This is a genomic window from Thalassotalea agarivorans (genome assembly GCF_030295955.1).
GTDB lineage: Bacteria > Pseudomonadota > Gammaproteobacteria > Enterobacterales > Alteromonadaceae > Thalassotalea_D > Thalassotalea_D agarivorans.
The window spans coordinates 2,619,645-2,632,838 of record NZ_AP027363.1 but is presented as its reverse complement, the minus strand read 5'-3'; the positions used below and the strand labels follow the sequence as shown (position 1 = coordinate 2,632,838).

The following is a 13,194-nucleotide window of genomic DNA, read 5'->3' as shown; positions in this document are numbered from 1 at the left end:
TTATGCCATATACAATAGAGATCGACGTGCATAATCACTCCCATTTAATGGGGTACGGGCTAATACAAGCGTTACTATCTGCGCTGTTTATCGTCGATAAAACAAATAATCAAGTAACGGTTAATATCCTAAAACCTGCCGATACAGAGACCGTTGATGGTGTGGTATTGCTTGATCAACATTGGCTACATTTATTGGCGAAATTTGATGTTACAGAAGCACTATTGCTAACAGATGCTGATGCCGATTTTGTTAGTGCTCAACGGTTTGAAAATCTGCAAACGGGGCAATATTTTTATCAGGCAAGCAGTGAGTATGGTATTGGTTTTGAGGGATTTGCATTCAATCAGTATTTTTCTGCGAGCAACCTAACGCAGCATAGCTTTGACAGTTTTTGTCTATCTGCGCTGTTGGCAAAACACCAAAAATTCGCCCACCCGAGCAAAGACCCTACAAATGTTGCCTCGACCATTGAATATCAGCTCAATTGCGATCTAAATCAACTTTGCGACCTTTTAGCGCAGCGTTTGGACAAACAAAACGTCAATATTAGTAAGCAGAGCCAACCACATGATTTGCGTTTTGCGTGTGGTTTAACAGATAAAGTTAACTCGTTACGGCAACGCAGAGTTGTATTAGACCGCAGTAAAGTATCACTACCCGATACGTACTATTATCAGCACGCCTTGGGACACATCATAATAAGCCCAAGTCACAGCAACGTTGAAGTATGTATTGTGGCGTCTGAGGAAAACATCGATGCGCTTACTGATTATGTTTGCCGCCATGTTATTAAACACGAACAAATCACGTGGCAGGAAACCAATGCGTCGCATCATATGGAGACCACGGTGATGAGTAGCGATGGTATAAAACTGGGGTTGTCTGCCTATGCAAATTGCTATCATCATATTGGGCACATGACTAACCTGCGATGGGACCTAAATCGCCTTTGGCAATACCCAATTTTTAACGGTTACTCTCAAGCACTAGCTACTTCGTTTAATGCGCAAACTGTCTTGGGCAATAGCACGATGAATACTTTTTATGCTTTGCCTGCCTACCTTTGGAATGACGTGCAATCTGTGTTGTCGCAACACGAACTTGACGCGCTAACCTATGATTTGGAAGTGTTTACACATACCGGACAATTGCCGGAAATAGAGGGCAGGCAAGTTGAAAGCAAACAGTGGATAGCGTTGTTGATGAATTTGGGTATAAAGCAACACAGTGTTGATGCTATTGTTAGCCATATGCCAACGCAACAAATTGATCGACAGTTGTCGCAATTAGCACAGTTTTTTAGTCAACAAAGTAACGCATTTCCAAGTAAGCAAGATTATCGACAGACATATTTAAAGCAGCACCAATAGGACACGTAATGACTACAAATAATAGTATAAAAAACATCGTCATTGTTGGCGGAGGTACAGCAGGCTGGATGACAGCTGCTGCGTTTTCCAAAGTATTGGGCGACCAATACTGCAACATTACGTTAATTGAATCAGATGCTATTGGTACTGTTTCCGTAGGCGAAGCAACAATTCCACAAATACAGCTGTTTAATCGTATTCTTGATATTGATGAGAATGAATTCATCAAACAAACACAAGGTACGTTTAAACTTGGCATAGAGTTCGTCGATTGGTTGCGCAAAGGTCATAGCTATATGCATCCATTTGGAACCATTGGCAACGACATGGATGCTATTCCATTTCATCATTATTGGCTTAAAGCCCATCAGCAAGGCAAAGTACCAAACTTAGACAGTTATTCACTTGCATCACAAGCAGCAAGGCAAGGTAGGTTTGTTCGCCCACAAAATATGGGAAACTCGCCGCTGTCTCAAATCACATATGCATTTCATTTTGATGCAACCCTGTACGCTCAATTTTTGCGAAACTACGCTGAGCAAAGGGGCGTTGTGCGTAAAGAAGGTAAAATCGTCGATGTTGTGCTTCGCCATAGTGATGGATTTATCGATTCTGTTGTTACGGAAAAAGGGGAACACCTTAACGCGGATTTATTTATTGATTGCTCAGGTTTTAAAGGGTTATTAATCGAACAAGCGTTAGAAACTGGATTCGAAGATTGGAGCCATTGGTTGCCTTGCGATCGCGCTGTTGCAATGCCTTGTATGGCGACAAAAGAGTCTCTACCTTATACCATCTCAACCGCACGTGATGCGGGCTGGACTTGGCGGATACCGCTGCAACACCGTGTTGGTAATGGCTATGTTTATCCAAGCAAATTTGTCAGTGACGATGAAGCAGTAGCTATTTTACGCAAATCAATGGAAAGTGAGCCGATTGCGGAGCCAAACTTTTTGCGCTGGACCACAGGTATTCGCAAGAAAGGCTGGAACAAAAATTGTGTGGCGATTGGTTTGTCAGCGGGCTTTATCGAACCGCTCGAATCAACAGGTCTGCATTTGATTCAATCGGCAATTGCCAAGTTATTGGGCTTCTTTCCTAGCCAGGGTTTTGCACAGGAAGATATTGATGCTTATAACAGTCAATTGACAGTTGAAATGGAAAGGATTCGCGATTTCATAATTCTCCATTACAAGGCAACGGAACGAGAAGATACGCCATTTTGGCAGTATTGTAAGCATATGGAGGTGCCAGAATACTTAACCAAAAAAATGGACCTATATCGCGCAAATGGTCGAATATACCGACAAGACGGTGAACTGTTTAACGAAACATCGTGGTTAGCTGTGATGCAAGGTCAAGGGGTAACGCCTGCGGGCTATCATCCGCTAGTGGATGTGCTATCGCAACAGGAACTAGAACGCCGTTTAATGCATATTAAATCGGTTATCGATAAATCGGTTACGCTAATTCCTAAGCAACAAGATTTCATTGATAAGTACTGCAAAGCCGAAAGCATGAAAAAAGAGATGGTGTAAAGTGTCTCACAAAAAAGTGTTAGTCTACTTTGAATTAAACCTCTTGTTTATGAAAACTACTTTATTGTTGGCATTAATTATGGTGATACAAGGTTGCAACTTTGCTGATTCTGATGCGAGTTTAAATCGAGAAGGCTACGTTTCAAACGTAGATCAGAAGCCCCGAGAATACTTTGTATATCTACCAAAAGGATATCAACAGGCTAGCGATAAAACATGGCCTGTATTATTGTTTTTGCATGGTAATGGCGAACGCGGCAATGGCTTAGATGAATTAGATTTCGTGTTAAAGCATGGCCCTTTATATGAGGCCTGGATACAAAAGAAAGACTTACCCTTTATCATCATTTCACCGCAATTGCATATGTATGACTTTGATAAAAAGTTAGATTACATTGGCAATAGAACCAGAGACGAGATCCCACAAAGATTAGAAAAAGGGGTAGAGGCTCGCCCCAAAGCTTTTGCTACTAGTCAACCGATACAGCGTGCGCAAAGTGTTACATCAATGAATGATGTTGCACCATTGTTGCCGCTGGGTTGGGAAAAAAGCGAAAGGGACTTACTAAGCATATTGGATGCTGTAACGGCAAAGTATCGTGTTGATACAAAGCGAACTTATTTAAGTGGCTTAAGCTATGGTGGCTTTGGCACCTGGTACATGGCAAGCAAGCACCCGTAAAGATTTGCCGCCATTGCACCTGTTGTTGGTTGGGGACACCCTGATTTAATGGCGCCAATTGCTCAGCATCAGATACCTGTTTGGGCATTTGCAGCTGGCAGAGATCGCGCTATTGATATTCGTTATTTTTATCCGGGATTAGCAACACTAGAATCGTTAGGGCATAAAGATGTGCGCTTTACTGTGCATGAAGATATGGGACACGATGCTTGGACTAGGGTCTATCAAAGCGAGGATTTCTATTCTTGGCTACTCACTCATAAGTTAGCTCAGTAGTAAAAAGGTACTCTGCTGCCGAGTACCTTTTCTAAGCGTTTATCTTTATTCATTCCAAGTTGAAATAATGCCTTTTAATAAACGACCATTTTCAGTGAGGCTGTCAGCAGATAGCGTTGAAGGATTTGTTTGCTGTTTGAAAATAGAGGCACCTTCATCTTTATCTGAAACAGACCATGATAGATGAATTAACTGATTCTTTTTGGCAAACGCCATCCATGAACTGACCGATTCTTTGTCAACACCGCCATCTCCATTTGCATTCACAGCACCCCATTCTGAGATTATGATTGGTAAGCCGTTATCTATGGCCTTTTGCGCGCGCGCTATCAGTGATGCTTTATGGCTACCGGCATAAAAGTGCAAGGCATAGGCGAGATTCTTACCCTCTAGCGGACTTAGGGCTGCCTTATCGACATCTTGAGACCAGGTTTGTGTCCCAACAATAATAATATTGTCTTTATCGATACCTCTAATATGCTCCACTAGCTGTTGCGAGTAGGGTTTGATGGTTGATTCCCAATCAGTGTTGTTAAGCGGTTCATTGTAAATTTCATAGATGACGTGTGGATAGCTACCATATTGGGTTGCTATGTCGCTAAAAAAGCGTTTTGCCAGTGCAACTTTATCTTCTGCGTGGTGCGAGTGAAAATCTACAATAACGTAAATATCCTGCTTTATCGCAGCGTCGATTATTGTTTTCGCCCGAGCAAGGTTTTCGTCGTAGTCTTCTTCTAAACCACCATTATGGTCAGCGCCTATTGCCGCACGAACAATACCAGCATGCCATTTAGTCGCGAAATATTTAACAACGTCTTGATGATAGAATTTTTCTTGTCCCCAACCGGTGTTGCTCCAGAAGAATGAAGGGCCAGCAAGTGAAGCTACTTGACCATGACTGTTAACGATGGTGTTTTGTTTGACGCTTAAAGCGCCATGATTACTGACAATGCCAGTTGGCGTGTCCTTAGCTAATGAGGGAACTAGTATTGCAATAATGCAAGATAAAATAAGCGCAGTTTTCTTCATGTAAACCTCCTACAATAGATAAGTCTATTTTAGGAGTCAGGATTCGCATGTCGTCTTAGCAAATACCGTTTGCAAAACTTGAACGTATGACTTTCTTTTCGTCAATTACTCATACTTGATAAAACGCTTCCGATACTGAGTTGGCGTTGCACCGACAATCTTCTTAAAAAAGGTGTTAAATGTCGCTTTGCTGTTGAAGCCAGACATATCCATAATATCTAACATGGTTAGTTTATGGTTGTCGGTATTCTGCAAGAGTTGCTGACTTTCTTCGATGCGATAACCATTAATAAACTCAAAGAAGTTTTGTTCAAAATGACGGTTAATGATCTGGCTTAATAATCGCGGAGAAATATTGACTTGTTTGGCCAAGCTTTCCAGCGTTAACAAATGGTGAAGAAACGGTTTCTGCTCTGCCATATAGGTTTCTAATTTCTGAATATCTTGCGGATCAAAAGGTAATTTTTCTTGTTCTTTAGATGAACTTTTTGTTACCCCCTGGAATATTGGCGAGTAACTTGTACTGAAGAATATCAGGAGCGAAATTAAGAACATTGTGAAGTAATTTGCGGTAAGGCCCATCGCTTCAAAATCGATAAGTACGTGCAATTCTACCGAGAATAGAATGGCTACTACAACAAATACTGCTTGCACGTAAACAAGTAAAAAACCAACGATAAGCAATTTCAACCATTTCAAATCAATGGTTTCTATGCTGGCGTATTCATCTTTGATACGGTTTTGGTATTTCAGTAATTCGATAATACAAAGTGCGCCACAGAATGCCCTAAACAATTCTCTAAAAATGTTTACTGCAAATTTGTAGGTAGGCTCATCTTCTAAGTGATAACCCGTTAAAAAATTCATTTTTTCTTGGTAGCTGAGTAAAAACCAATTATCCATTTCATACACAAGATAGAGCAAGAAGGGTAAGAAAAATAATAAGTCTGATCTTTTAAGACGATAGTCCTTATAAATTAGAGACCTGACAAACAGCAACAGGAAAACGGATTCAAGCCAATAAGCACAGCCAAAAATAAAGAATACATTTGGGGAAAAGTCGAGCGCAAACTGTCTAAATGCTTCGCCAAAATTGATCAGAATATCAAGTGGAATTGCGGCCCAACATAACAAAAAGCAAGCGAGTAACTTGTTACTTAACTTCTTTCCTTTCTTAAACGGGAGAATAAAGCAGGCAAACAAAATGCATTGGTAGATGGTGATCAGCAATACCACATCATGCAAATTAAAAATTACAGCACTCATTGATGATTTTTATTCTTTTAAAACGCTTATCTATTAACCTTATCGTGCGCTTAATCGACGCCAGAGTCAACGAATTTGTCGCTTGAAACCTTTCGCTTTTCTCATCACAGATTAATCTTTTATCGACAACAAAGTCGCCTGTATCTTAGCGCTTAAGGATACTAACTGAGCGCCAATATTTACCGCGCCAGTAGCTGTTTGATAGAGATGAAATCATGACACCCTTGCTACTAGAGGCATGCATGAATTTCCCTTGTGTTAAGTAGACGCCAACATGATTTGTATTTTTATCTATTTTGAAAAATACAAGGTCGCCCTGTTGCAATTCAGATTGTTTAACGATGTGGCCTTGTTGCGCTTGCAGTTCGGTCGTCCGAGGTAGGTAGGTCGCAAACAATTGCTTGTACGCGATATGAGTGAAAGCTGAGCAGTCGACGCCTCGTTTTGACATACCCCCTAATTTGTAGGGTGTTCCTTGCCAGTCGCTATAAAATTTATTTATCTGCGCAGTTTTGTCGTCACTAACCGTCGAGTTAGTTTCAATGGCAATGTCAGTACGATCTTGCTCCCGCACCGTGGAACACGCAGAGAGTAAAAGTATTAAAGTGGCGAAAAGGTAACGCATGAAAAAACCGTGTTTTTATCAAATACTATCACTATTGTTATGTGCAAACAAAAAAGCCAGTGAGTACTCTTCACTGGCTTTTTGCTTTATAAACAAAGTGTTTATGCGACGTTTGATTCCATCGTCATCAGCGACGCATTACCACCTGCTGCCGTTGTGTCGATGGTGACTGTTTTTTCAGTGACCATACGTTCAAACAATCCCTTATTTGTGTACGCGGTAATTAAAGGCAATATTGCACCGCTGCGAGCCGCTACTGTCTCTCCAACTAGCCCCTTATATGGGCTGATGTTATCGACAATTGCACCCGACAACGTTGGATGCTCCAGAACCGTATAAAGGTGGCCAATATTAAGGACTTGAATACTGCCTTTTGGTAAGCCTGCTTCATGTAATGCTGCAGCAATATCGTTTGTTTCTTCTAAGAAGTCATCATCGACTAATGCTACAACGACATTACCTGCTGCAAGGGCCGAGATAACCGACATCATCCAATAACCAAAGCCTGTTTCACTACATCTAATTGCTGCTAATGTGCCTCGAGACTCAAGGTATAGCGTGTTTGATTCACCTGTTGGCCCCGGTAATACCGTAGCGTGAGATAATTGTTTTTCCATATATAACACGTGTTCTCTAGCAGCTGTTAAAAATGGCTTAAGCTCATCACTGTTGCTCAGTTTAATGCCACCAGAAGCTAATTTAGCTAACAGTTGTCTAACAATAGATAATTTAGTGTTTACTGGAGTAAAGCCCCAAGTTAGTTCGTCTTCTTTCGCTGAATGCATTGCACTATCAACAATAACGCTATCAGGTGTGCTGCGTGCAACCTTTTCTGCAAGATCTGTCGCTTGCGCTTCGCTTAGCGACACACTTGGTAATGACATGGTATCTTTTACCAAACGAGTGAGGTAAGCCGGTCCACCTGCTTTAGGCCCGGTGCCTGATAGACCACGGCCACCAAATGGTTGAACACCAACAACCGCGCCAATCATATTGCGATTAACATACACGTTACCGGCGCGTGAGCGAGCCGCTAAATACTGACTCTTCTCTTCAATTCGCGTATGAATACCCATAGTTAAACCAAAGCCGGTACCATTAATTTGGTCGATTACATTTTCTAGCTCTGACGCTTTGTATCGGATAACATGTACGCAAGGGCCAAACACTTCTTTGGTTAATACAGACAGGTTTTCAATTTCATAGAGACGAGGAACAAAGAAGAAATTACCTGTATCGCCCATATCAGGTCCTTCACAAGCGTAGTGAAGCGTTGCTTTATCTGCTAAGTAAGCAACGTGTTCGTTCAAACTGTTATAAGCTTTTGTATCAATAACTGGGCCAACATCTGTTGATAATAGCGATGGGTCACCAACATGCAATTCTTTCATTGCCCCTTTGATCATATCAATGATTTTATCGGCGACATCTTCCTGCAAAAACAATACACGCAACGCTGAACAACGTTGTCCCGCGCTTTGGAAGCCTGACGCAATGACATCGTCAACAACCTGCTCAGGAAGTGCAGTAGAGTCAACAACCATACAATTTTGACCACCTGTTTCCGCGATTAGCGGCACTGGGTCACCATCACGCTCGGCAAGTTTCTTCGATATCCAGGTGCCGGTTTCCGTTGAGCCTGTAAACATAACTGCTTGCACGCGCTCATCTGGAACGATGTTTTGGCCAACCACACTGCCGCGAGCAATTACTGGTACAACAACGCCTTCAGGTAGACCAATTTGGTGCATTAATTCGATTGTACGTAGTGCAATTAAACTTGTTTGCTCTGCAGGTTTCGCAACTACTGTGTTGCCGGTAACAATCGCTGCAGCAACTTGCCCTAAAAAGATCGCTAGTGGGAAGTTCCATGGACTAATACATAACACTACGCCTCGTGATACTAGCGACTGATCTGCCATTAACGATTGCGCTCTAGCCGCGTAATAACGACAAAAATCTACGGCCTCGCGAACCTCAGCAACACCATCTGGAATGGTTTTACCTGCTTCTTTAACACAAAGCGCAATAAGCTCGTCACGATGTGCTTCAAGTACATCTGCGGTTTTGTTTAAAATTGCTGCACGCTCGCTAACGTCTAATGCACTCCAACTAGCAAATGCATCTTGTGCTTTATCAACGATAGCGGTCATTTCTTCAGCCGGTACGTGGTTGATAAAACCAATGGTTTGGCTATGGTTGGCAGGATTAACGACGGCATGAGCATCTTCTGGAACCTCGATTTGTGATGCTTGTGCAAACCAATCATCTAGGTTTTTGCGCATCACATTTAGGTCGTCTACATGGGTTAAATCAATACCCTTTGAGTTTGCTCGCTCATCGCCATACAACTCAAGAGATTGAGGAATTTCTGGGTTGTATTTGTTATGCCAAGCTTTGACTACCTCAACTGGATCTGACAATAGTGACTCAACAGGAATATTGTCATCAACAATGTTGTTCACAAATGAAGAGTTTGCACCATTTTCTAGTAAGCGGCGAACTAAGTAAGCTAATAGATCAGAGTGTTCGCCTACAGGTGCATATACGCGGCATGGAATATTTTTACCGGTGACGACTTGATCGTAAAGCGTTTCACCCATGCCATGTAAGCGCTGGAATTCAAAGCCTTGCGCATCGCCGGCCATTTCTATGATAGTAGCTACGGTATAGGCATTATGTGTGGCAAATTGAGGATAGATAGTGTCGCGGTACTCAAGCAGTTTTTTTGCACATGCTTGGTAGGAAACATCGGTTGATGGTTTGCGAGAAAACACAGGGAAGTCGTTAAATCCTTCGACTTGTGTTTCTTTAATTTCACTGTCCCAATAAGCGCCTTTTACCAACCTTACCATCATTTGACGGCCCACTTTTTGAGTCAGTTCGCGTACCCATTCAATCACAAATATGCCGCGTTTTTGATAGGCTTGCACGGCAATACCAAAGCCATCCCAGCCTGCGAGATCTTCGTCAGCAAATACAGCTTCAATAATATCTAATGAAATATCCAAACGGTCAGCTTCTTCAGCGTCAACAGTAAAGCCGATGTCATAGCCTTTTGCTGCTATGGCAAGTTCCTTTAATCTTGGGATTAATTCACTCATGACACGATCGCGATGAGAAAACTCATAGCGTGGGTGAATAGCTGAAAGCTTTATAGAAATGCCTGGGCTTTTTTGTGGCCCCTTGTTGTTTGCTGCTTTACCAATGGCGTTAATTGCTGACATGTAGGCGTCGAAATAACGGTCCGCATCAGCCATGGTGCGAGCGCCTTCGCCGAGCATATCATACGAATATGTATAGCCTTTAGCTTCAGTATCACGGGCACGTTTAATAGCGCTCTTGATATTGTGGCCCATAACAAATTGTGTACCCATAATCTTCATGGCATAACGCACGGCTTTGCGAATAACAGGCTCACCAAGGCGGCCTACAGTTTGTTTTAACAAACCAAATTGCTCTTTTTTATTCTTGTCTGAATAATTGACTAGCTTGCCAGTGAGCAACAAGCCCCATGAAGAGGCGTTTACAAATAGTGATTCACTGTTACCAATGTGTGAAGACCAATCACCATGGGCCAATTTATCGCGAATAAGGCTGTCAGCAGTATCTTTATCTGGTACACGCAACAAGGCTTCGGCTAAACACATCAGCACTACACCTTCTTCGGTAGACAACGAGAATTCATTGAGTAGGGCATCAACGCCACCTTTGCCTACTTGATCTTTTCGAATGTTTACCACCAATTTACGCGCAAACTCCCATGCGCGGGATTTTGCATCAACATCGATTTCTGCAATCGGTAAAAGATGATCCAGTATGGTGTTTTCGTCGCAACGATAATGGTCGCGAATCGTTTGTCTGATAGGTGTAGTTGCCGTGAGAGAACCGTCAAATAACATAGCCGTACCTTAAAAAAATGTTTTACTTAGTATTAGTTGTGTATTTTATCCAATTAATCACAGTATATGATGGCTTAATTGCACTAAATGCAGTATTTTATTTTGTATAAAATGCTTTTAGCCTTATATGGTGCTTATCTGTATGGAAAAAATACGAAGTTTAGATCGTATCGATTTAACAATTTTAGACACTCTTCAGAAAAATGGCCGAATTTCTAACGTAGATTTAGCGAAAACGGTCAATTTGAGTCCAAGTCCCTGTTTAGATAGGGTCAAACGTTTGGAGCAGGAAGGATATATTGAACGATACGGCGCCTTTTTAAATGCGGCAAAACTTAAATATGGTATGTCGGCTTTTATTCAAGTTACCCTTGACCGTACAACAGGAGACGTTTTTAACAAATTCAGAGATGAAGTCGTCAAGATTAAAGAGGTCGCCGAGTGCCATATGGTTGCCGGCGGCTTTGACTATTTGTTGAAACTACGTTTTGAAAACATGGATGCTTATCGCGAAGTATTGGGCGTGATTGTCGAACTACCTGCAGTGTCACAAACTCACACCTATGTTGTTATGGAACAAGTCAAAAAAGATGGTGGTGTGCCGTTAGTGTCAGCATAATGATACAAATAATTCGCTTGCAATAAGCGCTATTGCTGTGAAGGGTGTCGCTAGCTTCAAAAAATGTTATCGTGCAACATTACCCGTTTGTCGTGTGTGACTTTTATCAAGTAATAAACCTGATATAGTGCCCATGACAATGATTAACCTGCATAGAAGCAAAACAATGAAAACAACTTTATTATCACTGACAGGGGCGGTGCTACTCACTGGATTAGTTGGGTGTGGCCAAGAGCAAGATGCTCCAATTTCTAACGCTTCAGTGGAAGCTGACAGAATAAAAGCTCACATGACCTTTTTAGCTGATGACACGCTTAAAGGTCGTGATACAGGAAGCGAAGGCTACCAAATTGCCGCTAATTACGTCGTTTCTCAGTTTAAACAAATTGGGGTTGAACCAAAGGGTGACCACGGCAGTTATGAACAACAAGTGACTTTCCGAAAAGCATTCTTAGAAAAAGATACCGCAAAAGTTTCTATTACCAATAGCAATGGTTCGATAGCGTTAGTTGAAGGTGAAGGCTTTATTGCTGGCGGCTCAACGGCGCGTGCAGAGACTAATCTTTCGGGTGAAACAGTATTTGTTGGTTACGGTATCGTTTCTGAACAATTTGGCTTGAATGACTACGAGGGTTTAGATGTCGAAGGTAAGATAGTGGTTGCACTATCAGGTCGTCCAGAAGACATTCCATCGGAAGAAGGTGCTGTACTAGGTTCTAGCTCAATTAAATATCAAGCAGCCGCGGACGCTGGTGCTATTGGCTTTGTGACCATCCACACGCCAAAAAGAGAAAAGGTACGCTCGTTTAAAGTAAGCTCTCGTTTTGCCTATGGACCACGCTACACTTGGGTTGATAAGACCGGTAAGACCGCAAACACCTATGGTGATATTCGTGGCGGTGCATATCTTTCGCACGAAGCCGCTGTTGCACTATTTGAAGGTGCGCAAATGAGTGCGGAAGAAGTATTTGCCTTAGACGAGGAAAACAAAGCCGTTAAAGGTTTTGCATTAAATGCATCTATCGCTATTGAAAGTAAGTCACGTCATGAAGAAATCACTAGCCCTAATGTCGTAGGTGTTATTGAAGGCAGTGACCCTGTGCTTAAAGATGAGTATGTTGTATTCAGTGCACATTTAGATCATATCGGTGTATCAACGCACGGCGATCATGAAGATAAGATTAATAATGGCGCGTTGGACAATGCATCAGGTGTATCAACTTTGTTGGAAACCGCGCGTGTGTTCTCTGCAATGGACGTCAAACCTAAACGTTCTATTCTATTCGTAGTGGTAACAGGGGAAGAAAAAGGCTTACTTGGTTCAAGCTATTTCGCTAGAAACCCAACGGTTCCGCAAGTGCAAATGGTCGGTAACGTTAATTTAGATATGCCATTGTTGCTATACCCGTTTGCTGATGTTGTGGCTTTTGGTGCAACTCATTCAACATTAGGGCCTATTGTTGAAAAAGCGGCAGGAAAAATAAACATTGGCTTAAGTCCAGATCCTATGCCAGAGCAATCGCTTTTTGTACGCAGTGACCATTACTCTTTTGTAAAAGAAGGTATTCCTTCAGTATTTCTAATGACAGGGTTTAAATCTCAAGATCCAGAAATCGACGGTGGTGAAGTATTTAGAGATTTTCTAAAGAATCATTACCATCAACATAGCGATGAGTTAGATTTACCAATTAACTACGATGCGGCTGCGCGTTTTGCGGAAGTTAACTTCATGATTGGTCTAGAAATCGCAAATGGTGACGAGCGTCCACAATGGAATCAAGATGATTTCTTTGGTAAAACGTTCGCACAATAATCTTTACTCAAGAAAGGGGTAGCTTGGCTACTCCTTTTCTTTTTGCAAGACAATGAACTGAATCCTTGATA

General features: G+C 42.0%; 10 protein-coding genes. 6 read left to right on the top strand and 4 right to left on the bottom strand.

Annotated features, from left to right (window positions below):
* Positions 1–2 precede the first annotated feature (2 nt).
* From QUD85_RS12000 to QUD85_RS11985, 4 genes are read left to right on the top strand one after another with little or no spacing between them, the layout of a single operon-like run.
* The gene (locus tag QUD85_RS12000) at positions 3–1,373 is read left to right on the top strand and encodes a tryptophan 7-halogenase (RefSeq protein ID WP_093326815.1); all 1,371 of its coding nucleotides are present in this window, start codon (positions 3–5) and stop codon (positions 1,371–1,373) included.
* A gap of 8 nt (positions 1,374–1,381) precedes the next feature.
* A complete protein-coding gene (locus tag QUD85_RS11995; protein WP_093326817.1) occupies positions 1,382–2,911 on the top strand; it encodes a tryptophan halogenase family protein in 1,530 nt (509 codons plus the stop codon).
* Between the two features lies 1 nt (position 2,912).
* The gene (locus tag QUD85_RS11990) at positions 2,913–3,593 is read left to right on the top strand and encodes a carboxylesterase family protein (protein WP_286219213.1); all 681 of its coding nucleotides are present in this window, start codon (positions 2,913–2,915) and stop codon (positions 3,591–3,593) included.
* Between the two features lie 48 nt (positions 3,594–3,641).
* On the top strand, positions 3,642–3,869 hold the full coding sequence (locus QUD85_RS11985; protein ID WP_218139565.1) for a hypothetical protein: 228 nt from the start codon (positions 3,642–3,644) through the stop codon (positions 3,867–3,869).
* Between the two features lie 45 nt (positions 3,870–3,914).
* Here QUD85_RS11985 and QUD85_RS11980 read toward each other — a convergent pair whose 3' ends face one another.
* From QUD85_RS11980 to putA, 4 genes are all read right to left on the bottom strand, one after another.
* A complete protein-coding gene (locus QUD85_RS11980; protein ID WP_093326819.1) occupies positions 3,915–4,898 on the bottom strand; it encodes a glycoside hydrolase family 5 protein in 984 nt (327 codons plus the stop codon).
* A 105-nt stretch (positions 4,899–5,003) separates the two neighbouring features.
* Positions 5,004–6,164, bottom strand: coding sequence for a helix-turn-helix domain-containing protein (locus QUD85_RS11975; protein WP_093326821.1), 1,161 nt, complete (start codon positions 6,162–6,164; stop codon positions 5,004–5,006).
* A gap of 145 nt (positions 6,165–6,309) precedes the next feature.
* Complete coding sequence (locus QUD85_RS11970; protein ID WP_093326823.1) at positions 6,310–6,789, bottom strand: C40 family peptidase; 480 nt, start codon at positions 6,787–6,789, stop codon at positions 6,310–6,312.
* Between the two features lie 101 nt (positions 6,790–6,890).
* Entirely contained in the window at positions 6,891–10,691 is a 3,801-nt protein-coding gene (gene putA / locus QUD85_RS11965; RefSeq protein WP_093326825.1) for a bifunctional proline dehydrogenase/L-glutamate gamma-semialdehyde dehydrogenase PutA, read from the bottom strand.
* Between the two features lie 142 nt (positions 10,692–10,833).
* Here putA and QUD85_RS11960 point away from each other — a divergent pair, with 142 nt between their 5' ends.
* Positions 10,834–11,310, top strand: a complete 477-nt coding sequence (locus tag QUD85_RS11960) for a winged helix-turn-helix transcriptional regulator (RefSeq protein ID WP_093326827.1) — start codon at positions 10,834–10,836, stop codon at positions 11,308–11,310.
* A 166-nt stretch (positions 11,311–11,476) separates the two neighbouring features.
* Positions 11,477–13,123, top strand: coding sequence for a M28 family metallopeptidase (locus QUD85_RS11955; protein ID WP_093326828.1), 1,647 nt, complete (start codon positions 11,477–11,479; stop codon positions 13,121–13,123).
* Positions 13,124–13,194 lie beyond the last annotated feature (71 nt).

What these genes read in the sequence shown, in the direction of transcription:
- QUD85_RS12000 (WP_093326815.1), top strand. Translation starts at nt 3, where the DNA reads ATGCCATATACAATAGAGATCGACGTGCATAATCACTCCCATTTAATG.
- QUD85_RS11995 (WP_093326817.1), top strand. Translation starts at nt 1,382, where the DNA reads ATGACTACAAATAATAGTATAAAAAACATCGTCATTGTTGGCGGAGGT.
- QUD85_RS11985 (WP_218139565.1), top strand. Translation starts at nt 3,642, where the DNA reads ATGGCGCCAATTGCTCAGCATCAGATACCTGTTTGGGCATTTGCAGCT.
- QUD85_RS11980 (WP_093326819.1), bottom strand. Translation starts at nt 4,898, where the DNA reads ATGAAGAAAACTGCGCTTATTTTATCTTGCATTATTGCAATACTAGTT.
- QUD85_RS11975 (WP_093326821.1), bottom strand. Translation starts at nt 6,164, where the DNA reads ATGAGTGCTGTAATTTTTAATTTGCATGATGTGGTATTGCTGATCACC.
- QUD85_RS11970 (WP_093326823.1), bottom strand. Translation starts at nt 6,789, where the DNA reads ATGCGTTACCTTTTCGCCACTTTAATACTTTTACTCTCTGCGTGTTCC.
- putA (WP_093326825.1), bottom strand. Translation starts at nt 10,691, where the DNA reads ATGTTATTTGACGGTTCTCTCACGGCAACTACACCTATCAGACAAACG.
- QUD85_RS11960 (WP_093326827.1), top strand. Translation starts at nt 10,834, where the DNA reads ATGGAAAAAATACGAAGTTTAGATCGTATCGATTTAACAATTTTAGAC.
- QUD85_RS11955 (WP_093326828.1), top strand. Translation starts at nt 11,477, where the DNA reads ATGAAAACAACTTTATTATCACTGACAGGGGCGGTGCTACTCACTGGA.